Origin of the sequence: Klebsiella sp. OBRC7, from assembly GCF_000293135.1 — a bacterium.
GTDB classification, from domain to species: domain Bacteria; phylum Pseudomonadota; class Gammaproteobacteria; order Enterobacterales; family Enterobacteriaceae; genus Klebsiella; species Klebsiella michiganensis.
In genome coordinates, this window is sequence record NZ_ALNJ01000154.1 from 68,899 (window position 1) to 90,636 (window position 21,738).

A 21,738-nucleotide genomic window follows, 5' to 3' on the forward strand; every position below is an offset into this window, starting at 1 on the left:
GGTAGCGATTGGGGAATGTCCTGGGGACTGGTATGATAATCGCCCTGGTTTTGAGGTGAATGTTAGTGTTAAGTGCAGGACGCCTGATGAGAAAACGCTTTGTTATTGCAATAATGTTGCTGAGCAGCCTGATCGTCGCGGGGTGTTCCAGCTCATCCGATTCCGGTTCAACCTACACCGTGAAGCGCGGCGACACGCTGTACGCTATCTCACGTTCCACTGGCACCAGCGTCAGGGATCTTGCCCGTCTCAATAATATTTCACCTCCCTATACCATCGAAGTCGGGCAAAAGCTGAAGCTAAACAGCGGTTCCGGGACCACGGCGAAGGCGGGGGCATCCGGCAAGAAATCGTCGACGAAACGTACCGCCGCCGTGACGCCATCTTCGGCGGTGCCGCAATCCTCCTGGCCGCCTGTCGGGCAACGCTGCTGGCGCTGGCCAACCAGCGGTAAAGTAGTGCTGCCATACTCCACCAGCGATGGCGGCAATAAAGGTATCGATATCGCCGGTAAGCGCGGCCAGCCGGTGTATGCGGCAGGGGCGGGCAAAGTGGTGTACGTGGGCAACCAGCTGCGCGGCTACGGCAACCTGATTATGATTAAGCATAATGAGGACTATATCAGCGCCTACGCGCACAACGACAAGCTAATGGTGAATAACGGCCAGAGCGTGAAGATTGGCCAGCAGATTGCCACCATGGGCAGCTCGGACGCGGATTCCGTGCGCCTGCACTTCCAGATTCGCTACCGGGCGACGGCGATCGACCCGCTGCGCTATTTGCCGCCGCAGGGCAGTAAGCCTAAGTGCTAAAAGGTTATTTTATCGGCATTTAGCCTGGTTTGGGCTTGTCAGCGGGTGCGTAAGGTCTATAATGGCCCTCGCACCTCTTCGCTTCCGGGAGGGGAGTAAGGCATTGCGTGGTTGTCTTAAAGTAGTCTGTTGTAATACGGATTACATCCCTAACAAGAATCCAACGGGTCAATTTGCTTTATCGGATTCTGTCTGGGCGAGTGTAGCTCAATGGTAGAGCTTTTGGTTCCCAACCAAATGACGGGGGTTCGATTCCCCTCACTCGCTCCACTTCCTGAGTAGAGTCCGCTCTGGACGCCAGCCCTAATGATATCGTCTCCTCACATGGTATGAATGACGCCTACCAACGTCGCTATCCGGACATCATCTGAGTATTAACCCACGGCGCGTTGGTGATTGACCTGTGCTCATGCACGATAATTGGCTGGTCGATGTTACTGCGAATCTGGCCACAATTTGCTTATGCTAAAACTTCAATCAACTCGTTGAAAGCAGACTCTATTCATAGAGGACATCGGGTCAGTCAGGGCACCAGACGGACGCTGGAGTTTAGTTAGACAGAGTGTGTTTTCAATCGCGGACGATTTCACTGCGGGGATGGCGAATGCAGTCGGGAATGATTTGCAAATCAGGATGTTACCAAGGATAACGTCATAACACATTCTATAAGAATAAACTTATGCTGCTAATTATTTGGTGTGCTACTTCAAGTGAGATCCGTCAATAGAGATAAACAGCAACGTACTGATAAAACTCAAGTATTAGAATAAAATATACGATATGTACGTGCTTAATATCAAAAAAACATTCAAATATAATAGCGGGAATAGATGAGATAAATGATTTCCCCTGAAATTAGTATAACTTGAGCTTTTTAAGTTCAAAAAGTAACCAATCGCATACGAATTGCATAACCTATTTAATCAAATTATAATAAACAGAATATAATTGCAGGAGCGATGTGCAATGAATTACTTACTTGAGAATTCGGTTCATTACAATGAAGAGTCTCGAGCTTTAGAGAACGATAATACAGAGATAATACTTCCTGTATCGGCCGCGAGGTTATTGTCTTTATTGTTACAAAAAAATAACGAGCAGTTAAGCAGGAATGAAATTCTTGAGAAAGTTTGGGAGCAGTATGGTTTAGTGGCATCTAACCACAATCTTAACAGAAATGTCTCTATATTACGGAAAACGTTACAAGAATTAGGTCTTTCAGATATCATTGAAACGATACCTAAACAAGGATTCAGGTTACACTGTGATTTTAAGTTAATATCCCCAGCTCAAGAAAATAACACAAAAAAAATAAAACAGAAGGTGTTGCGTAACACTGGCTTAAAGCTAAATTTCTTCATTTTTATATGTTTTAGCATACTCCTAATATGTCTTTACATCAAATACGATGAAAAAAGCAGTGTGTTATATAAATACAAAACGATAGGGAAATGTGATGTATATGTTGATAAAAGCTTAACAAACATTAATAATGTATCCGTTTTCTTCGGTACTATACTTGGTAAGAAAATCATTGAAACTTGTAAGAACATGACCCAAACGATATTTTTTGATGATAATAAAACATCGCTAAACGATAAAACGTACTCTACGCACGTAGCCGTTTGCAAAGCAAATAAATTGAATAAAGGTAATCAATGTGAAAACTATCTCAATATTAAAAATATTTAGCGTAGCTGTTAATATTGTATTGTTGCTGGTTATTGCCTTTATCGGTTATAAGTTGTTTGCGATAGATAAATATTTGCCAATGAACTGTATGTCCAGTTTTTACATAAATCAGGGAGAAAAAAACGGCATCTCAGGTAATGTTAAAATTGTTTTTCATATAACAGAGAAAGGACATGTGGTTGTCAATGAATATGGTACTCTGGAGAATGAGGGAAAGGAGTATATTGTTGACCGTTCAGGTGATATGACTATCACCAAAAATACGGAAAATGGTTTTCATAAAGTGGTTAAAGGGCGTTTTACAGCCAACAAGCAGGATACAACTCCACCAGAATTGACTGAGAAACTCACTTCAAGTCAGTCTGTGTTTTTTTATAAAATTCAGAAAATCGATGAAGTCACATGGCGTATTAGCGATCTGCAACGTACTATTTTCATGTGTCGCAAATGATTTATTTAATTTACCAGTGTATTAATAATATTAGCTCATGTTTTTTTTAAAGGTGGATGCGATATTTAAACAGTCGCGTGGTCTTTTTAATCAATTGTAGTGATAGTAAGCCGTATTGATTTAATAATCGACATTGAATACTAGCAATGATTGCTAAAGCAAGTTAACTATTTTTCTGTAGTAGATGTTCGATTAATTTTTTTATTAACCTCCTGTTGAAATCATGGCATGAAAATATAGCTATCACAGGAATATATCTTCTTATACCTGACTCCCTTTTGACGTAATGCTGCAATAACCTTTATCTGGTTATTCAATGTGGCAATCAAAACTGGCATTTCCTTCTCCGGTTGTGTTGTTTATATCCGAGTATGCAACGCATATCGTCCTGCCCTGATGAAGTATCCCCTGTTAGCGATAACGTTAAAAGTAAAAATGTTATAGAGATTAAATTTAATCGAGTTCTTAGTTCTCAGGTTCATGAGTTTTCTTTGTGAAGATTTGTACAGATTGAACAAGACAGGATTGTCTTTTTTTGCGCTTAATTATAAAAATCCGTACCGACGCAACTAATCTGTTACCATCTATAGGTAGTTTTTTATATATTAATTTCTTAATTAAATCTCATTTAGTAGAGTGAAAAACTAGATTTTATATGATTATTGGAATAATAATCTAATTCTCTATGATTGTCTATGATATTTTTATAATTTATCACAGGTTTTAGAATAATAATTTGTATATTCAGTATGGCTTTTTGGTCTATTGCCTTGCCTGACAAATAGCGTAACAATTGTTGCCAGGTTCAGGTATGTTCAAATGGATGAGATAACCAGTTTTGGTGCCAGATGAAGTTATAAGTTATATCTTTTGCAATAAAATAGATTAAAAGCCAGTGGCTATACTAAGTAGGGAATTTTTTTAACAAGGATAAGGATTAGGATGTGCGTGCCTTGATATTAGATCCAAATGTCATCAGTCAAAATTACTTACGTTCTCAGACGGAAAACGCTGGTTTTGTTGTGGATGTTTGTTCGAGCTTAAAAGAAGCATGGCTGTTCATGATATCGAATAAACCAGATGTTATGGTAATGACTACGACTCCTCGTGATTCCGAATGTGTTCAGACTATACGGCGTTGGCGAAAAATGGGAGAAAATATTAGGATCTTAATAATCAGCAATGAAGAGAATCTGCAGCATAAAGTGCGTGCTTTAAATGGAGGCGCTGATGATTATATTGTCAAACCTTTCAGGATTGAAGAACTCATTGTTCGCTTACAAACACTTATTCGCAGATCTTGTCTGGAACCGACGAAAAAAATGGCCGCAGGTAAAATTGAACTTAACATTGGAAGTCGAGCATTGTTTATTGCAGATGAAAAAATAAAACTCACCAACTATGAGTTTGAGATAATGAGACTGCTTATTAAAAAAAGTGGTAAACTCATCAGTAAATATGAAATCATGAAGCATTTACATGATGATGTATTTAATCAAAATAATAATACTGTCGAAGTGCTCATTGGACGGTTGCGAAAAAAAATTGCCCCCTATAAATGTGCCAGAATTGAAAATAAAAGAGGTGATGGATATTATCTGGATGCGAAAAATATTATTGATCATTAAATATAAAAGCATCCCTGCCTGTACCAGGTAGATATGAAAATATCGTGTTCATAAATTATAGCGAGAAGTGGCAGTATGGATTAAAAGCAATGCCGGGGTTTAAAAATAATGCATTCAGCGTGTATAGCAAACCATAGTTGTGTGGCCACAAATTCATGACCATTTTTATTATGGTCATATTTGATTATATCAGTAACGTGAGAGCAATAATTGCTTACTGAATAAAAAGTAGTGATAAAGATTAAAGTATGTAGTCAGGGAGCGACCACAGTGGCGGTTCCTGTTAATTAAAGATGAACCACATTGTCAATAACAGGAGAAGTTATGTTTTTGAAATTATTTTTAGTGTTTGTTGGCTCCTTATTTTTAGTGAGTTGTAGTGGAAATCCTGTGGGGTCGGCTGATAATATTAATATGGCTTTGACGGGGCAACCCATGGCTGTTACCCAGGGGACCGTCACCAGAGTAAGAAATATTACTATCCAGAATGACAGTGATAATAATATTGCTGGTGCGGCAGCAGGTGGGGTATTAGGTGGCGTTGCAGGTAATGCTATAGGCGGTGGAAGTGGCCGACGTATCGCTACGGCGGGCGGTGCCGTTGCTGGCGCTCTGACAGGGCAAGCGATTCAGCGCAATAGATCTCAAATAAACGGTGTGGAGCTTTTCATCCGACCCGTGAATGGTAATGAATTTGTCATTGTCCAGCCGATTGGAGAAACGCCTTTTTTTGTAGGGCAGCAGGTTAATATTACGTCACTAAGAGGTCAGGTTACCATTACTCCTGTCGCTCAAATGTAGAACTATTCTCATTGTATTTTTTTTGGAATAATGTTGGTGTCTGGGGGAGACAGGGTTAATTAATCTGTTTTTAATTAACTCATTCCCCATTTTATACCGATTGCTTATGGAAGGGTATGTGTAATGAATTTACAATCAATGACATTCTCGGATATTGTTATGTCATTTTTTACGATTTTGTTCTTTTTTGCTTATTTGATATTAATTTTTCAGATTCTAACGGATATTTATCGTGATGATGATTTACATATTGTTTTTAAAGTAGTCTGGATCGTTTTATTACTCTTTATTCCTGTTGTTTGCTCAATTGTTTATCTATTGATTAGGGGGAAGGGAATGGCGGAAAGACAACGACATTATCACCATAAATATTCTTACCCCGGATACCACGGCGCAAGGAAGAGTATTACTGAACAAATAATTGAAGCTCATGAGCTAAAGGTCGCAGGCATTATCACTGACCGTGAGTATACTGAAATAAAGGAAAAGCTTCTGCGGTAGTAAATTTTATTTCCTGTATAGCTGAACAACATCAGCCATGTGATACCGTATTTATTTGTTAAGTAACAATATGCATTGCCATTTTTTTCAGCAGAGCATTGCTCCATGATTAGTAGCATAAGTTTTATTTAAATGACTGATTAGTATTGTATAACACAATTTGCACAAAGCGGAGTGATGTTTTTTTTATTTTTTGTCAGATTTTTTGATAAGGTGCTAAATCAACCCTTTTTTAAAAGGATAATGGCATTTCCTTTGGAGCGTTATTTTACTTTTTAACAAAATAACGCTTTAAAAGAAAAGTAATAGAGGTTTTTTTATTAGTAAGTATTTACATTTCCCTTGTTTGTAGTGAAAAGCTCTGAATTTAACTTTTTTGTACCTTAACTTCAGCGCAAAATCCCTTATTTCGTAAGAATATTCTTAATCGTGAGGGTTGGATTCCTAATTTTTGTGTTTATCAGGTTGAATTAATCATTCCTGAATTAAGATTTTTCTTTTTTTTGGGGAGTTTATTAATTTTAAAAATTCAAGTTGTAAAATTTATATGTGAATATATCATATAGGAAAGTTCCTGGTGATTATTAGGATATTTCAAGGAGGGGTATGAAGCATGGAAATGTACTGTGTCAGAGTTGTAGTGTTAAATGCCAAATCCTTCCTGAACAAGAGTTTAGCGCCTCTCAGTGCCTTAATCCTAAGGTTTGTATCTGGCCGGGAGTAAATGTTTTTTTTGAGGCGGGGGTGAGGTCTCTTATTAACTCAATAAGTATTATCACCTCGTCTGAAGGGTTTGTTTTTGTGGATTTTTCCTGGCGGAATATTCATTTCTTTATGAATGACGAGTGGGTTGAATACCTCGCCAGTACGAATATGAAGGTAATACTGCTGGCAGATGTAAAAATGGCAGCACTGGCCAATTATTACAAACAAAATGAAAAGAGTGTAACAGAGGTACTCTACCTTTCTGAAGGTTTAGGTGCGACCTTAATTAACTTCAGGAAAGTGTTCATTGGATTACCTTTGTTTCGACGATCTGGCAGAGCACTAACAAAAAAAGAAAGGCAAGTTCTCTATTTAACGCTAAAGCATAAAGGCGTGGCTGATATTTCTACGGAAATGTCACTCGATGTCAAGTCTGTTTATAATATCAGGCAAAGAATTGAGAGTAAGATAGGAATGAAAATAAGGAGGTTTGCATAATATCAGAGTATTGTTCCATCACCAGGCAGGCTGAAATATAGCGATTTATAATATCGTTGCTATTAATAATGTACGTGGAGAATTTATTTATGAATAAAAAGATCATAGCCCTGAGTGTTTTTGTTGGTTTGTCATCCGCTTTTTCAGCTTTTGCTGCATCTGATAACACTATTACTTTCCAGGGTGAAGTCACTGACCAGACCTGCGCGGTGACCGTTAACGGAAATGCGGTATCACCGGTGGTTTTATTACCAACAGTGAGTATTTCTGATTTCGCAAGCTCGACAACTGCTGGCGCCACAAATTTTGAAGTAGGTGTCAGTGGCTGCGCGGTTGAAACGACCGATCGGGAAATTTCTACCGTTTTTGTAGGTAATCAGGTGACTGCCGCTGGCAATCTGGGAAATACCGGTAGTGCAGGTGATGTGGAAATCCAGATCCTCGACACTGCGGGAACGGTTATTGATTTTACCAGCTATTTCACTGGTGATGCTGACCTGACGTTAACCGCAGGTGAAACATCGGCAAGTGCTAATTACACCGCTCAGTACTATTCAGCTGGTACGCCAACAGCGGGTGATGTTACCGCTTCATTACAGTATGCCGTGACCTACCTGTAAAACCATGGCCGGAAACTTTTTTCCGGCCATTTTTACCGGGGCCAGACTCTGTACTGGCTTAACTAATGGAGAGAAATATGAAGTTCCTGTATAAATCCTTTTCGTTTTTTTGTTTTACTTTTTTAGCGTTATTTTCTCTTCAGCTTAATGCCAGCGTTATTATGACGGGTACTCGTATTATATATAATGAGGGAAGTCGTTCTGTTGATGTTAATCTTAAAAATCAGAGCGATTTCCCTTATGTTGTACAGACGTGGTTTGATGACGGGAAGATGTCTAGTGGGCCGGATGCCTCTGTCCGGGTTCCCTTTATCGCCTCACCTCCTGTTTTTCGAATTCAGCCTGGCGCAGGTCAGGTTGTTAAAGTGACATTCACAGGTGGTTTTAACCTTCCAGATGATAGGGAGTCTGTGTTTTATTTTAATTTTTTGCAGGTTCCTCCGGCAAATATTAACAAAAATGACGTTAAAAATAAAATGCTCGTCATGCTGCGTAACAGAGTTAAAATTTTCTATCGCCCTGCATCTCTGGTGTCTGGTCCAGGCAGAGGGGTACCCAATATATCGGTAACGCCTGTTGCGGATAATGCCTCAGCAGTGATGATAAAAAACCACACGCCTTTCTATGTCACTGTCAGCAGCGTTGCGTTAACAGAGAGGCAACGGAGATTGTCTTCTGGGTCGGGAATGATTGAGCCTTCAGGATCGCAGATTTTCAATATTTCTCGAGCAGGTTCAGTTAAGGGTAAAAAAATCACCGTTACAGTGGTAAACGATCAGGGAGCACGACTGAATGCGGAATTCAATTTATAACAATATCTGCATTAGTAATATCTGGTGGCGATTTAACAAAGTCTTATTAACAATATCGTTTGTTGTTACATATCTTCCTTCCGCCAGTGCCCAGGATTATTACTTCGACCCGGCACTGCTGAAAGGTTCTGCTCTTGGACAGGATATGGAACGATTCAATAAAAAAATCACGCCTGTTCAATCCGGGAAATATGTTCTTGATGTCTATGTTAACAACACGCTAATTTCGATCAGCGAAACCATCAATATAATGGAGCGTGAAGATGGAAAAACAGAACCTTGTCTGACTCGGGAACTGATAGCTAAATTGGCCATCAGAATAAATGCTGTAGTGGCTGCAGAGAGTCATCAGTGTGTACCTGTATCTGACGCCGGGGCGACCATTCAGGCTGAGGTGGACTTATCACAGTCCCGCCTCAATCTGTCAGTACCCCAGTCGAATATGTTTCAAAACCCCCGTGGCTTTATTCCTGTCGAAAGCTGGGATAGCGGGGTGATGGCGCTTTTTCTTCGCCATAACACTAATTTCACACGCACCGAGAATACAGGAACGAATTTTAAATATAATTATCTCTGGAGCAATATTAATGCAGGGACGAACCTGGGATTGTGGCAGCTCAGGCATACAGGAAATTTAAATTATGCTGACAGTAACCTTGGCGGTAGTGAATATAAATATAATGCGGCCAGGACATGGGGGCAACGTGCTATTCCTGCATTAGAAAGCGTATTCACTGTCGGTGATAGCTACACCAGCAACAGCCTATTCGGGAGTCTGTCTTTTAATGGCATAAAGATGGCTACCGATAAACGAATGTGGCCTCAGGGAAAGCGGGGATACGCACCAGAAGTCAGAGGCGTTGCAGCGACAACAGCTCGGGTTGTCATCCGTCAGCAGGGAACGGTGGTGTATGAGACTACCGTTTCGCCGGGGAGTTTTGTTATTAATGACCTTTATAACACGAAAAGCAAGGGAGACCTGCATGTAGAGGTTATTGAGGCTGGTGGCAACATTTCAACGTTTACCGTCCCCTACTCTTCTGTACCTGATTCTGTACGACCAGGTAACTGGGAGTATTCTGTATCATTAGGACGGGTGAGAAATTATTACAGTGTTAACAATCGTTTCATTGAAGGGACGCTGCAGCGAGGCATGTCGAACATGCTCACTGCTAACAGCGGTATACGTCTTGCTGAAGATTATCAGGCCGCTTTGCTGGGAGGCGTTATTGCTACTGGAGCAGGGGCATTCGGCTTAAACACGACTTTTTCTCATGCCCGAGTAGAAAATGAGCAGACCACCAGCGGCTGGCGTGCAGAAGCCAGCTACAGCAGAACCTTTGACACAGGAACCAATCTTGTTCTTGCTGCGTATCGCTATTCAACCAGTGGTTTCAGGGATTTACAGGATGTCCTTGGCGTCAGGCGTCAGTATCATAATGGCACTGAATACTGGTCAGATACGTTAAGGCAAAAAAATAAGTTTTCAGCAACCGTCAGTCAACCTATGGATGAATGGGGGATGCTTAACCTCTCAGGCAGTACAGCCGATTATTATGATGGGAGAGGCAGAATTAAACAATTGCAATTGGGATACAGTAATAACTGGGGACAGATCAGTTATAACCTGAGTATTGCTCGTCAGCAGACCATTATGACGAACGGCAGATACTTTTATAGTCTTAGGGATAGCGATTACGACACGGGAAACCGGCAAAGGTATACAGAAAATACCATCTCATTGGGTTTTTCTGTACCACTTGATTTTGGCAAAAATCGATCCAACCTGACTTTTGGCTTAAATAAAAATAGAGACACCCGAAGTGCGCAGGTAGGGATCAATGGATCTGCCGGGGAACAGAGTAATTTTACTTATTCCCTATATGGTGGTGCTGAAAATTACCATAACAGCGGTAATGCCACCAGTTGGGGGGGGAGCGGTCAGCAGAACACGTCCGTGGGCGCTTTTCGCGCAAACCTCTCTGCAGGTAAAAACTATCGGCAGTTCGGCGCAGGATATTCTGGCACGCTGGTTGCTCACCGCGGTGGGCTCACGGTAGGACCCTATGCAAGCGATACGTTTGCAATCATCCATGCGCCGGGTGCCAGTGGGGCAATTGTCAAGAACGGCCAGGGGGCAACAATAGATCGCTTTGGCTACGCTATACATCCGTCGCTAACCCCTTACCAGTATAACAATGTTGGACTTGACTCGAGATTCATTAATTCTGACGTTGAGCTGCAGGGAGGCAGTAAGAAAGTGGTTCCGTACGCCGGAGCCATGCCGATTATTTCTTTCGAAACTCTCCATGGTAGAGCCATTTTAATCTCCGCGAGCTTTGAGGGTGAAATGCCTCCGATGGGCGCTGATGTTTTTGATTCTGCTGGTAACGAAATAGGAATGGTAGGTCAGGGCGGTCAAATTTATGCCCGCGTTGAAGATAATACAGGAAAACTGACGGTTAAATGGGGAAAGCAGGATGGCCAGCGTTGTGAAATCAAATATCGCCTACCGAAAGCAGATAATCAGCCGGTAACACAAATTCATCTGCCCTGTGAGAGGAGATAACAGAGATGATGACCTTCCTGAGAAAAAAAGAGAAGCCGCGGCTTTTTATTTTCCTGCTAGTTCCGGTTATTTTTTTCGGCTGGAGCCAGATGAGCTTTGCAGCAGGTACCTGCACAAAAGTGACGTCGACAAGTCAACTATCCACTGCTGCGCTGAATGCGGGTTATACTGCCGCATCGTGGACCGGTGCCTCTGATGCTAACACGGTCACAAGTCTTGGGTTGCCCGGTATTATAACGATCAGCGGTTCCAGCAGTTTTCAGCCGTCTGGAACCCTTCTTGGCAGTTCAGCGGCCTCCTTTCTGACGTCTGGTCACAAGGAGACATACCCAGCAAATCAGATTTTATTTCGCTGCAATCAGACTGCGGTGGATGCGGGATTATATGAGTTTTATGCCACCAATGGTGATGAAAACTACAGTGGTAAAAATGCCGCCAGCGAAGTAGACGGCTCTTATTTTACGTATGTAAAAAATGTTGCTATCAGATTAACGAATACGAAGACAGGGGAATATTATTCACGGTACTGGAAATCCCGTCAGCTTACCGCTGACGACTGGTATTCAGATGATACCTATACATATATACCCGCGAGTGCATTCGCTGATGTATTTGTTGAGCTGTTTAAGATTGACGGAACCTACGGGAGTCAGAATAGCTCAAACTTCTACACCTATAACTGGTGGAGTACAGGGAGCGCTCAGCCTGCCGGTTATGTTGCATTTCAGGGGGGGAGCTTAAGCTCTGGACTTTATAACGGCGCTGATTCTGCCAGTAACTACTCGGGATGGTATGGATACTGGCCTGCCGGTTTTGGTCTGACGAACTATGTCACGTTCGTCAGAGGGGCGACATGCCTTGTTAAGGATTTCCCTTCGGTTGTACTGTTGCCAACTATTTCAGTTAGCGAACTTAATGCGGGAAATACCAGCCGCGCCGGATTCTCCATCAGTCTGGAATGTGAGTCGGGGGCTGTTTCCAGCACATCGAATTCAACAAGTTCTTCAGCAAATGTTGCTATGGGCTTTATGGTGAATCAGGCAAATGCGGTCAGTAAAGCGCAAAGTCTGGGGCTGGTGACTTCCGGCGGTGGTCTCACCTGGCTGCTGGATACAAATTATGGGAGCGGCGCCGGGGAAGCCTCAGGGGTCGGTATTCAAATTCTTAACAATGGTGGCAGTGCGCTTAATCTTTTACCCGCTAAATCATCATTTGGCTCAGGAAACAGCTACGGATGGTATGGTTTTAAAGATTTATTGTCGTTAACTGGGGCGGGAAGCGGCACCGATATTTATACGGGTGATTTCACTGCAGAGTTGAGTGCAATCACTGGTCAGACAGTTACCGCGGGGTCCGTGAATGCGCAGTTACAGGTTGTTGTCAGCTTTCAGTAAAAAAATTATCAAGGCGAAATGGTTATGCTGCGTACTCTTCGTTCTGGCGCAGCCTGGTTTCGCTGTTGTGAATGTGGAAAGTACCCGGGTAATATTTAATGCCGGAGAAATGGTCGCATCGGTGAACCTGGTAAATTCAGGGGAGGAGCCCTCCCTTGTTCAACTCTGGTTTGATGAGGGGGATCTATTTATATCTCCAGAAAACGCCAGAACACCGATTATTGCCGTCCCCCCGGTGTTTCGATTACAGCCGGGTGAACTGCGCGATGTGAAGCTGCAATTGATCTCTCGGGATCATTTTCCGCAAGATAAGGAATCTCTTTACTGGCTGAATATTTACCAGGTGCCGCCCAATACGATCGGTCCGGCTAATGAGAAGCGCGTTATTCTTCCCCTGCGATTACGCCTGAAAGTTTTTGTTCGGCCCGTTAATGTCCCGCGGCCTCAGCAGACTGACGGGGAACGACTGCAGTTCCAGATTAAAAATAACAATCAACAGGTTGTCATTATGAGCAATCCAACGCCATGGTATATGACGATAGCGACATTCGAGTCTGCTGATGTGAAGGTTGATAGCATCATGTTAGCGCCAGGAGAGAAAAAGGAAATCACCCTGAATAAAACGGTGAAAGCGGGGGAGGTGCAGTATGAAATTATCAATGATGATGGAACCAAATGGCGTTATCGTTCAATTTTGAGACAGTAATTCACACTGAACACGCGACAGGCATGACTGACCTGACTCGCCGGAATACTTATCCGTGCGGGAGCCTGCTCTCCTCAATGCGATTCATCCCTTATAAATTGACCTGATTAACCCGCCGTGAATAACTACACCACATATGATTTTTCATATGTGGTGTTGAACTTATATCTCTGTGGAGTATCCTGTCCGTCGACGATCGGGAGGAATGATGTCATTAACACCCTTACAGCTTTTCAAAAATCTGTCCGATGAAACCCGCCTGGGTATTGTGCTGCTGCTTAAAGAGATGGGGGAGCTGTGCGTATGCGATCTCTGCACGGCGCTGGATCGGTCGCAGCCCAAGATCTCCCGCCATCTGGCTATGCTGCGGGAAAACGGATTGTTGCTGGATCGCAAGCAGGGTAAGTGGGTGCACTATCGCTTATCACCGCATATGCCTGCATGGGCGGCACAGGTAATAGAGCAGGCCTGGTTAAGCCAACAGGAGATCGTACAGACCATCGCCCGCAAGCTGGCATCAGCAAACTGTTCTGGAAGCGGTAAAGCGTTCTGCCTTTAAAAATTTGCCGTAACATATATGTTTTTTCGAATGTGATTTTCACGGAGGTGGTATGCTACTGGCAGTTGCTATTTTTGTCCTGACTATTGTTCTGGTTATCTGGCAGCCGAAGGGGTTAGGCATCGGCTGGAGCGCGACGCTGGGCGCGGTACTGGCTTTGATTGCTGGCGTCGTACATGTCGATGATATTCCGGTGGTGTGGAATATCGTCTGGAACGCGACGGCGACCTTTATTGCGGTGATTATTATCAGCCTGCTGCTCGATGAGTCCGGATTTTTTGAATGGGCTGCGCTGCACGTATCTCGTTGGGGAAAAGGTCGTGGCCGTTTGCTGTTTACGTATATCGTTCTGCTCGGCGCAGCGGTGGCGGCGTTGTTTGCCAACGATGGTGCGGCATTAATATTGACGCCTATCGTGATTGCCATGCTGCTGGCACTAGGATTCAGCAAGGGCACGACGCTGGCCTTTGTCATGGCCGCCGGGTTTATCGCTGATACGGCCAGCCTGCCGCTTATCGTGTCGAACCTGGTGAATATCGTCTCGGCGGACTTCTTTGGGCTCGGATTCACCGAATATGCATCGGTAATGGTGCCGGTCGATATTGCCGCCATTGGCGCCACGCTGGTGATGCTGCACCTGTTCTTTCGCAAAGATATCCCGCCGGCCTACGATCTGGCCCTGCTTAAATCACCGGCAAACGCAATTAAAGATCCGGCTACGTTCCGCACCGGCTGGATAGTATTGATTCTTCTGCTGGTCGGTTTTTTCGTCCTCGAGCCGCTTGGCATTCCGGTCAGCGCGATTGCCGCGGTAGGGGCGGTAATATTGTTTACCGTGGCGAAACGAGGCCATGCCATTAATACCGGCAAAGTGTTACGCGGTGCGCCCTGGCAGATCGTGATTTTCTCGCTGGGAATGTATCTGGTGGTATATGGTCTGCGCAACGCCGGGCTAACCGAATACCTTTCAGGGGGGCTGAACGTGCTGGCGGATAAAGGACTCTGGGCCGCGACGCTGGGTACTGGCTTCCTGATGGCTTTCCTGTCTTCCATCATGAACAATATGCCATCCGTGCTGGTTGGTGCGCTCTCTATCGATGGAAGCACCGCAACCGGCGTTATTAAAGAGGCGATGATCTACGCCAACGTGGTTGGCTGCGATCTGGGCCCGAAAATTACGCCGATAGGTAGCCTGGCAACGCTGCTCTGGCTGCACGTACTTTCACAGAAGAATATGACCATCTCCTGGGGCTACTATTTCCGCACCGGGATCGTCATGACTCTGCCTGTGCTGTTTGTAACGCTGGCCGCGCTGGCGCTACGTCTCTCTTTCACTTTGTCATGAGATACTGCTATCAATGAGCAACGTCACCATTTATCACAACCCCGCCTGCGGGACGTCGCGTAATACGCTGGAGATGATCCGCAATAGCGGTACTGAACCCACCGTTATTCATTACCTTGAAAATCCACCGTCACGTGATGAGCTGGTCCAACTCATTGCCGATATGGGGATCGCGGTACGGGCGCTGCTGCGTAAAAATGTTGAGCCATATGAAGAACTTGGCCTGGCGGAAGATACATTTACCGATGACCAGTTAATCGACTTTATGCTGCAGCATCCGATCCTGATTAACCGCCCGATTGTGGTGACGCCGCTGGGAACGCGCCTGTGTCGCCCATCGGAGGTGGTACTGGATATCCTTCCTGACGCGCAAAAGGGCGCGTTTGAAAAGGAAGATGGCGAGAAAGTGGTGGATGATAAGGGCAAAAGGCTGAAGTAAATTTCCAGCGGGACGGTATCATTATCACTGAACAATATTCTGGTGACTATGACTATCATCTGCAGACGCCTCCTGTCTTTGGCGGTCTGCCCGGAACAGGGAAATCAACCCTTGCTCGCCTGCTGGCCGCCAGGCCTGGAGAGCGGTCGCTACCGAGAATGCCGTACCTTTTCTGGAGATAGAATTGACCTGCGCCGATCAAACCCGGCATCGGTATCGCGTGGAAAACCGCGCGGCGGATATTCGCGGCCATATCCTGCCGGACTGGGAAAAGGTGATCACCCGTGAGTATGAGCCCTGGTGCACCGCCAGCCTGACTCTGGATACCTCTGTATTGACCGCCGAAGAGGCGGTCGGGAGGATCCTTCAACATATCCAGTCAGGCGGCCTGGCACGCCGGCAAGCGCGCAAATAGCCTCCCGGGATACTGCCCGGTATCGGCGGCAACTATCTACATAAAGAACTTCACGGCCTGCTGGAGGGTGGTGCCGACTCCCCATAAAAGCGGCACGCTCACCGCTAACCAGCTTACGGTTAACAGCAGCGTGGACGGACGAGCCTCCCACGTGAGCTGGGCATCCTTATTGATGGTATACAGACCTTTCGCCTGCTGCTGCTGTTCCGCGGTCATCGCATGCTCTTCCGTCAGCGGACGCACCAGCTGATTACAGATAAAACCCATCACCAGCAGGCCGGTCAGCACCATCAGCGTAATATCGTAGACGCGCTCGGGCGGAACCCCGTGCGTCAGCTGATACTCGCGTAGATAGTTCACCAGCACCGGGCCGCTGATCCCGGCCGCCGACCAGGCGGTTAACAAGCGTCCATGAATCGCGCCCACCATTTGTGAGCCAAAGACGTCGGCCAGATAGGCGGGAATACTGGCAAAGCCTCCGCCGTACATCGAAATGATAATGCACATCGCGCAGACATAAAGCGCGATATAGCCGCCGTGATTCACCAGCGGCAACGTCCCATACAGCACGGCGCCCAGGCAGAAGATGATCGCAAAGGTCATTTTTCGCCCGCACAGATCGGATACCGATGCCCAGAAAAACCGTCCCAGGATGTTAAACAGGCTGAGCAGGCCGGTAAATCCTGCGGCCATGGTAGCAATGCGTTTCAGCTGCTCGCCGTTCAGCTCATGCCAGCTGAGATCGAGCGACAGCAGTTTACCGGCAAAGATCTCCTGCAGCATCGGCGAAGCCATACCGAGAATGCCGATCCCCGCGGTGACGTTGAGCCACAGCACCATCCACAGCAGCCAGAACTGCGGAGTGCGGCAGGCAACGCGGACGTGCACCTGGATCGTGGGATTATTGCGGATCGTTTTTTGCGCCTTCTCACCCGAAGGATGCCAGCCCATGGGCGGCAGGCGATAGCCAAAGGTACCGGCGAGCATAAACAGCGCATAAATCGCCGCCAGCGCCAGAATGCTTTGCCATACCCCGTTGCCGGCCGGACCGGCGAAGTAATTCATCAGACCGTTTGCCAGCGGCGCCCCCACCAGCGCTCCCCCGCCAAAACCCATAATCGCCATCCCGGCCGCCATTCCGCGCTTGTCAGGAAACCAGCGCAGCAGCGTCGAAACCGGTGAAATATAGCCCAGTCCGAGACCGATTCCGCCGATGACCCCGGCCCCCAGCCACAGCAGCCACAGCTGATGGAAATAGATAGCGACGCTGGATAGCAGCAGGCCACCGCACCAGCACAAAGTGGCAATAAAGCTCACCAGTCGCGGTCCAACCTTCTCAAGCCAGCTGCCCCACAGCGCCGCCGAACAGCCGAGAAAAACAAAAAACAGCGTGTAGGTCCAGCCCAGCATGGAGATTTTCCAGTCGCAATCGCGGGCAAACAGCTGCTGCCAGAACGACATCGTGACGGGGCATTGCAAGGACGCGCTTCCTCCTATGAGCTGCGACATAGGCAGCCAGTAAACGGAAAATCCATAGGCCATACCTATGCAGAGATGAACCGCCAGCGCGGCCGGCGGCACCAGCCAGCGGTTAAAGCCGGGCCTGGCGATGATACGGGGTTTCGCGAAAAAATCGCGTAAGGGAGAGACCGGTGCGGTCGCGATGTTTTCATTCATTTGCGCCATTTTCCTGTCCTTTTTATCGATATTGGCCGACGAATGCTGCGGTCGGGGAACGTAGATAAAAGGCAAGAACGGTGCCATTTGATTAAATTGTGTACAAAAATGGCGACTGAAGCGAGCAAGCTCCGCCGAATGGCTGAGGCGAAAAGCCCGCCATCGGCGACGGGGCCCCCCTCGCGATAAAAATGCCGGGCGCGCTATTATTTTGATAAACGTCGATCTCAGAGTGATACGCCATGACCGGTAACGTTCGGGCCGCCTCCTCCCGGACATGGCCGGAGCGCATGGCTATGGCGTATTTCCCCTGCAGGGCGGGCGAGAGCACCCGCCGCTCTTTAGCTTAAGGTATCAATCCATTCGCTCTGGCGCGGATTCTGCCGACGATAGCAGTGTACCGACACCGCCAGCTGCGTCAGGTCGGTGAAGACCATCGGATCGAGCTGAATATGCTTTTTAATCTGCTGTAGCCGGTAGGTGAGCGTATTGCGATGAATCCCCAACAGCAGCGACGTTTTGCCCGGTTCGGCGTTATTGGCAATAAAGCTGCTCAGGGTATCCAGCAGCACTTCGCCGGAATCATGTTCAAGCAGCTGGCGTACGTTATTGATAAAAAAATTCACCATATAGCTGTCTTCCAGCACCCGGAACAGGCAGAGCATCGCCATCTCGCGAAAGTAGTAGATTTGTCGCTGCGGCTGCACTTTGCTCCCCACCTCAATCACCGACCTGGCGAATCGGATGGCCTCGCGAATATCCGGGGCATTGTCCGCCTGCACGCCAATCCCGATATGGTAATGGCTGATCTGATTGCTGAGAACAAACTCGATGCTCCGCAGCATCGTCTCCTGGGGTTCGCATAGCGTATTGAGGATAAGTATTTCATTGCTGCCCAGCAAAATGACGTCTCTTACTCCGGACAGCTGCGAGAATTCCCGCAGCAGCGTACTCAGTACTTCGCTTAGCTGGTGCTGTTCGACCTGCACGGTCACCACAACCGGCATCAGCGGCGCATTAAAACTGAAGCCAAGCTCCACCAGGCGATGAAGCGCTTCCTGTCCGGCGGGCGCGGCTCCCTGCTCAAGGTACTGACAAAACAGGGTGTCGCGCAGACGCTGTCGCCAGTTGGTTTCCCGCATCTCTACGGCCTGGCGGACCAGCAGCTCGGCGGTGAGCACCGCCAGTTCAGCATAGCGGCTTATTGCCGCCGGGTCGCCGCTGATGCCCACCACCATCACCACGCGATCGTCATAAATAATGGGGTGATTAATCCCGGGATGCACATTCTGAAAACGCGCCGCTTCCGCGGTGTTATTAATACAAATGCGTTTACCGGTGCGTATCACCTCGCGAGCGATTTCGTGCTGTTCGCCGATACGATGACGTTCACCTGAGGCAATAATCTGTCCATGATGGTCAATCACGTTCACGTTATGATGAATTATCGCCATTGCCCGGGCGACAATTTCATTAGCCAGCGCCGTCGTAATAATCATACAGTTATCCGCTTATGTGCCTCTCCGCGCCGTCCGCTCAGAAAGGTTCGTAGAACATTCTCCGCTGCGTCGGCGAGGAGCTGTTCGCATGTGTTCATCGACTCCGCCAGCGGCATAGGGCGCTGGCAGATAGACCACATCGCGTCAATATGGTGTTGATATAATTGCCGACTGCTCTCATCGCGTCCTCCGCAAAGGGCCACAACCGGTACGCCGTGGCGCGCGGCTTTGCCCGCTACGCCCACCGGGGCTTTACCAAATGCGCTCTGACGATCGAGCCAGCCTTCACCGACGATGGTCAGCGCGGCATTGCTAAGATGGCGGTCGGCGTTTAGCAATTCCAGCACCAGGTCAATGCCCGGGCGCAGCGTGCCGCCCGCATAGGCGATCAGCGCGGCCCCCATACCGCCCGCGGCCCCGGCGCCGGGCACTTCGCTGACGTCGTAGCCGAGCGTTTGCGTAAGCTGCCGGCTGTAGTGCGCCATACCCGCCTCCAGCTCGTTCAGCGCCGCCTCATCCGCCCCTTTCTGCGCGCCATAAACCCAGGTGGCGCCATCGGTTCCAAGCAGAGGGTTGGTGACGTCGCAAGAGGCCTGAATTTCGGCTTGCCGTAGACGTGGGTCCAGTTCGCTTAAATCGATGCGCTGGATATGCGCAAGATCCTGGCCCGCGGCGGGAACCGGCAGCAGCGTGCCGTCCTTACGCCAGAACCGTGCGCCAAGCGCCTGGGCAAAACCGATGCCGCCATCGTTGGTCGCGCTTCCGCCCAGCCCGATAATCAGACGCCGGCAACCGGCATCCAGCGCCGCTTTTACCTGTTCGCCCAGTCCAAAGCTGCTGGCCAGACGCACATCCCGCTGCGCTTTCGGCGTAAGCTCCAGCCCACAGCTTTGCGCCATCTCAATAATGGCCCGCTCGCCGGGCAGGATCAGAAACGCGGCCTGCATGGAGAGACCGTAAGGCGAGGTACAGCGCTGCTGCTGCCACCTCGCGCCCTTCAGCTGCGGACTTTCCGCAAGGGTCGAGAGCAATCCCTCACCGCCGTCCGACACGGGCATTTCGACCAGCTCCAGCGCCGCGTCAACCCGGCGCAATCCCTGTGCTACCGCTGCGCAAGCGGCCTGCGCGCTACAGCTGCCCTTAAACGAATCCAGCGCGATAACAATCTTCATGCGTTCTCCTGCGTTAATGCGCTTTGCGCGGCGTTTTATCGGTGGTCATGAGCTGCAACAACATCCCCAGCAGCGCACATCCCGCCATGGTAAAGAAGGCGTAGATATAACCTGCGGGATTTTCCCACCCCCCGCCAAACTGGATGAGCCAGCCCATAAGCAATGGCGAAATGCCGCCGCCGATAAACATCGCCGTGGTGATAATTCCGTTGGCGGTAGAGGTGGCGCGTTCTTCGGCGGAGTCCGAGGCCATTGCGTAATAGATAGGCCACACGGCGTTGGCCACCAAGCCAAAAAATAGCTGAATGGCGATAAGACGCGGCATATTGGTGGCGAAATAGAACAGCGCAATGCCGATACTCATCCACAGACCGCAGACGATCAGGGTACGTTTACGGCCAAAGCTATCGGACAGCCAGGGCCAGATTATCTGTCCCAGGGTACCGGTCAGCGTGAAGATAATACTTAGCCCGGCGGAGGCCGCCAGCGACAGGCCGGAGACGTGATAAAGGTACGGCGGCAGCACAACGTTAATGCCCATATAGACAATTTGCGTCAGTAGGGTATTGCCCGCCGTCAGCGAAATATTGCGGTTGCGCAGGGTGCGTAAAAAGGTCTTCATCCCTTCGCCTTTGGCAACATGGCTGCTTTCCTGCGTCGCCGGGCGCGTCATCCCCTGGCTATCGATATGCTGATAAAGCGTGTTGATGCGATCGGCGGTGGAATATTTCGCCCAGAAGATCATTAGCGGTATGGCGACGATCAGCGCCAGCAGGAAGCAGTAGCGCCAGCTGCCTTCGCCAAATGCGGAAAGCACGAGGCTTGCCACCACGCCGCTCAGCAGCGCGCCAATCGGATAGCCGGTATGATGTACCCCCAGCGCGAAGCCGCGCTTCTCTTTCGGCCACCACTCCGCGGTGTTGCTGACGCCGACGGGCTCGCCCCAGCCGGCCCCGAGGTTGACGCCAACGCGCAGCAGCACAAACGCCGTCAGCCCGTGGCTGATCGCTTTAATCCCGGAAATAAAAGAGAGGGCGGTATAGCCCAGCACCAGCGGTACCTGAAAGCGCGCTCGCTTCCAGCCTGAACCGTAGCGATCGCTCCAGATGGCGCCGGGGATATCCAGCACCGCCAGGGCAACCATAATCAGCGCGACGACGTTGCCCCACTGTTCCGGCGAGAGCGAGAACTCCTTAGAGATGACCGGGCCAAGGCGCAGGATCATCTCCCGGTCGTAGGCGTTAAGCACCCAGATTAGCCAGCAAACGAGCAGCGAAACCCAGGAGAAACGATGTATCAGCCGCTTTTTTGCGCCTTGTTCGCCGGCAGGTGTGTGATTGATTGTTGTCATAGTCGTGTTTACTCCGCGGCGTCGCGACAGCATGGCGCGCGCCGCCAGGTATCAGGGTCAGAGTGGGTTCGCCGGGTATTATTGTTATCGCG

20 protein-coding genes and 1 tRNA gene are annotated in these 21,738 nt (G+C 48.0%); 17 read left to right on the top strand and 4 right to left on the bottom strand.

Annotated features, from left to right (window positions below; all coding sequences use genetic code 11):
- Window positions 1-86: 86 nt before the first annotated feature.
- The 17 genes from actS (at window position 87) to HMPREF1144_RS30260 (ending at window position 15,947) form a co-directional block, all read left to right on the top strand.
- Complete coding sequence (gene actS, locus HMPREF1144_RS30180; protein ID WP_004854045.1) at window positions 87-812, top strand: amidase activator ActS; 726 nt, start codon at window positions 87-89, stop codon at window positions 810-812.
- Between the two features lie 196 nt (window positions 813-1,008).
- Window positions 1,009-1,082: transfer RNA gene (locus HMPREF1144_RS30185), tRNA-Gly, on the top strand.
- 696 nt (window positions 1,083-1,778) lie between these two features.
- Window positions 1,779-2,504 carry a winged helix-turn-helix domain-containing protein gene (locus HMPREF1144_RS30190; protein ID WP_065366407.1) on the top strand — a complete coding sequence of 242 codons (726 nt, stop codon included), beginning with the start codon at window positions 1,779-1,781 and terminating at the stop codon, window positions 2,502-2,504.
- A complete protein-coding gene (locus HMPREF1144_RS30195; RefSeq protein ID WP_004854043.1) occupies window positions 2,473-2,955 on the top strand; it encodes a hypothetical protein in 483 nt (160 codons plus the stop codon). The genes HMPREF1144_RS30190 and HMPREF1144_RS30195 overlap by 32 nt, the downstream gene beginning before the upstream one ends.
- Before the next feature lie 944 nt (window positions 2,956-3,899).
- Window positions 3,900-4,583 carry a winged helix-turn-helix domain-containing protein gene (locus HMPREF1144_RS30200; protein WP_004854041.1) on the top strand — a complete coding sequence of 228 codons (684 nt, stop codon included), beginning with the start codon at window positions 3,900-3,902 and terminating at the stop codon, window positions 4,581-4,583.
- Window positions 4,584-4,907: 324 nt separating this feature from the next.
- Entirely contained in the window at window positions 4,908-5,384 is a 477-nt protein-coding gene (locus HMPREF1144_RS30205) for a glycine zipper 2TM domain-containing protein (protein ID WP_004854039.1), read from the top strand.
- A gap of 123 nt (window positions 5,385-5,507) precedes the next feature.
- Entirely contained in the window at window positions 5,508-5,885 is a 378-nt protein-coding gene (locus HMPREF1144_RS30210; protein ID WP_004854037.1) for an SHOCT domain-containing protein, read from the top strand.
- A 606-nt stretch (window positions 5,886-6,491) separates the two neighbouring features.
- Window positions 6,492-7,088: a helix-turn-helix transcriptional regulator gene (locus tag HMPREF1144_RS30215; RefSeq protein ID WP_004854035.1), complete on the top strand. Its 597-nt coding sequence runs from the start codon at window positions 6,492-6,494 to the stop codon at window positions 7,086-7,088.
- 89 nt (window positions 7,089-7,177) lie between these two features.
- Complete coding sequence (locus tag HMPREF1144_RS30220; RefSeq protein ID WP_009654932.1) at window positions 7,178-7,708, top strand: fimbrial protein; 531 nt, start codon at window positions 7,178-7,180, stop codon at window positions 7,706-7,708.
- Between the two features lie 77 nt (window positions 7,709-7,785).
- Entirely contained in the window at window positions 7,786-8,520 is a 735-nt protein-coding gene (locus HMPREF1144_RS30225; protein ID WP_004854031.1) for a fimbria/pilus periplasmic chaperone, read from the top strand.
- Window positions 8,501-11,089: a fimbrial outer membrane usher protein gene (locus HMPREF1144_RS30230; RefSeq protein WP_009654961.1), complete on the top strand. Its 2,589-nt coding sequence runs from the start codon at window positions 8,501-8,503 to the stop codon at window positions 11,087-11,089. The genes HMPREF1144_RS30225 and HMPREF1144_RS30230 overlap by 20 nt, the downstream gene beginning before the upstream one ends.
- 5 nt (window positions 11,090-11,094) lie before the next feature.
- A complete protein-coding gene (gene stbD / locus HMPREF1144_RS30235) occupies window positions 11,095-12,483 on the top strand; it encodes a fimbrial usher protein StbD (RefSeq protein ID WP_009654996.1) in 1,389 nt (462 codons plus the stop codon).
- Window positions 12,449-13,189 carry a fimbria/pilus periplasmic chaperone gene (locus tag HMPREF1144_RS30240; RefSeq protein WP_042928798.1) on the top strand — a complete coding sequence of 247 codons (741 nt, stop codon included), beginning with the start codon at window positions 12,449-12,451 and terminating at the stop codon, window positions 13,187-13,189. The genes stbD and HMPREF1144_RS30240 overlap by 35 nt, the downstream gene beginning before the upstream one ends.
- Window positions 13,190-13,397: 208 nt before the next feature.
- Window positions 13,398-13,748, top strand: coding sequence for a transcriptional regulator (locus HMPREF1144_RS30245; RefSeq protein WP_004854022.1), 351 nt, complete (start codon window positions 13,398-13,400; stop codon window positions 13,746-13,748).
- Between the two features lie 52 nt (window positions 13,749-13,800).
- Window positions 13,801-15,093 (top strand): arsenic transporter, encoded by a 1,293-nt coding sequence (locus HMPREF1144_RS30250; protein ID WP_004854020.1) that lies wholly within the window; start codon window positions 13,801-13,803, stop codon window positions 15,091-15,093.
- A 13-nt stretch (window positions 15,094-15,106) separates the two neighbouring features.
- Complete coding sequence (arsC, locus tag HMPREF1144_RS30255) at window positions 15,107-15,532, top strand: glutaredoxin-dependent arsenate reductase (protein ID WP_004854018.1); 426 nt, start codon at window positions 15,107-15,109, stop codon at window positions 15,530-15,532.
- A gap of 184 nt (window positions 15,533-15,716) precedes the next feature.
- Window positions 15,717-15,947: a hypothetical protein gene (locus tag HMPREF1144_RS30260; protein ID WP_009654952.1), complete on the top strand. Its 231-nt coding sequence runs from the start codon at window positions 15,717-15,719 to the stop codon at window positions 15,945-15,947.
- Window positions 15,948-15,983: 36 nt separating this feature from the next.
- Here the strand turns inward: HMPREF1144_RS30260 and HMPREF1144_RS30265 are convergent, their stop codons facing one another.
- The 4 genes from HMPREF1144_RS30265 to HMPREF1144_RS30280 all read right to left on the bottom strand — a co-directional run bounded on the left by HMPREF1144_RS30265 (window position 15,984) and on the right by HMPREF1144_RS30280 (window position 21,679).
- The gene (locus HMPREF1144_RS30265) at window positions 15,984-17,633 is read right to left on the bottom strand and encodes an OFA family MFS transporter (protein WP_004854013.1); all 1,650 of its coding nucleotides are present in this window, start codon (window positions 17,631-17,633) and stop codon (window positions 15,984-15,986) included.
- 332 nt (window positions 17,634-17,965) lie between these two features.
- The gene (locus HMPREF1144_RS30270; protein WP_009654977.1) at window positions 17,966-19,123 is read right to left on the bottom strand and encodes a CdaR family transcriptional regulator; all 1,158 of its coding nucleotides are present in this window, start codon (window positions 19,121-19,123) and stop codon (window positions 17,966-17,968) included.
- The gene (locus tag HMPREF1144_RS30275) at window positions 19,120-20,295 is read right to left on the bottom strand and encodes a glycerate kinase (RefSeq protein WP_009654940.1); all 1,176 of its coding nucleotides are present in this window, start codon (window positions 20,293-20,295) and stop codon (window positions 19,120-19,122) included. Before HMPREF1144_RS30275 ends, HMPREF1144_RS30270 begins: the two co-directional genes overlap by 4 nt.
- Window positions 20,296-20,308: 13 nt before the next feature.
- Window positions 20,309-21,679: an MFS transporter gene (locus HMPREF1144_RS30280; protein ID WP_162557762.1), complete on the bottom strand. Its 1,371-nt coding sequence runs from the start codon at window positions 21,677-21,679 to the stop codon at window positions 20,309-20,311.
- Window positions 21,680-21,738 lie beyond the last annotated feature (59 nt).

Excerpts from the sequence above, each read along its gene's own strand:
- HMPREF1144_RS30250 (WP_004854020.1), top strand. The coding sequence starts at position 13,801 with ATGCTACTGGCAGTTGCTATTTTTGTCCTGACTATTGTTCTGGTTATC.
- HMPREF1144_RS30215 (WP_004854035.1), top strand. The coding sequence starts at position 6,492 with ATGAAGCATGGAAATGTACTGTGTCAGAGTTGTAGTGTTAAATGCCAA.
- HMPREF1144_RS30240 (WP_042928798.1), top strand. The coding sequence starts at position 12,449 with ATGCGCAGTTACAGGTTGTTGTCAGCTTTCAGTAAAAAAATTATCAAG.
- HMPREF1144_RS30270 (WP_009654977.1), bottom strand. The coding sequence starts at position 19,123 with ATGATTATTACGACGGCGCTGGCTAATGAAATTGTCGCCCGGGCAATG.
- HMPREF1144_RS30230 (WP_009654961.1), top strand. The coding sequence starts at position 8,501 with ATGCGGAATTCAATTTATAACAATATCTGCATTAGTAATATCTGGTGG.
- HMPREF1144_RS30280 (WP_162557762.1), bottom strand. The coding sequence starts at position 21,679 with ATGCTGTCGCGACGCCGCGGAGTAAACACGACTATGACAACAATCAAT.
- arsC (WP_004854018.1), top strand. The coding sequence starts at position 15,107 with ATGAGCAACGTCACCATTTATCACAACCCCGCCTGCGGGACGTCGCGT.
- HMPREF1144_RS30220 (WP_009654932.1), top strand. The coding sequence starts at position 7,178 with ATGAATAAAAAGATCATAGCCCTGAGTGTTTTTGTTGGTTTGTCATCC.
- HMPREF1144_RS30275 (WP_009654940.1), bottom strand. The coding sequence starts at position 20,295 with ATGAAGATTGTTATCGCGCTGGATTCGTTTAAGGGCAGCTGTAGCGCG.
- HMPREF1144_RS30190 (WP_065366407.1), top strand. The coding sequence starts at position 1,779 with ATGAATTACTTACTTGAGAATTCGGTTCATTACAATGAAGAGTCTCGA.
- HMPREF1144_RS30210 (WP_004854037.1), top strand. The coding sequence starts at position 5,508 with ATGAATTTACAATCAATGACATTCTCGGATATTGTTATGTCATTTTTT.
- HMPREF1144_RS30225 (WP_004854031.1), top strand. The coding sequence starts at position 7,786 with ATGAAGTTCCTGTATAAATCCTTTTCGTTTTTTTGTTTTACTTTTTTA.
- HMPREF1144_RS30205 (WP_004854039.1), top strand. The coding sequence starts at position 4,908 with ATGTTTTTGAAATTATTTTTAGTGTTTGTTGGCTCCTTATTTTTAGTG.
- actS (WP_004854045.1), top strand. The coding sequence starts at position 87 with ATGAGAAAACGCTTTGTTATTGCAATAATGTTGCTGAGCAGCCTGATC.
- stbD (WP_009654996.1), top strand. The coding sequence starts at position 11,095 with ATGATGACCTTCCTGAGAAAAAAAGAGAAGCCGCGGCTTTTTATTTTC.
- HMPREF1144_RS30265 (WP_004854013.1), bottom strand. The coding sequence starts at position 17,633 with ATGGCGCAAATGAATGAAAACATCGCGACCGCACCGGTCTCTCCCTTA.
- HMPREF1144_RS30245 (WP_004854022.1), top strand. The coding sequence starts at position 13,398 with ATGTCATTAACACCCTTACAGCTTTTCAAAAATCTGTCCGATGAAACC.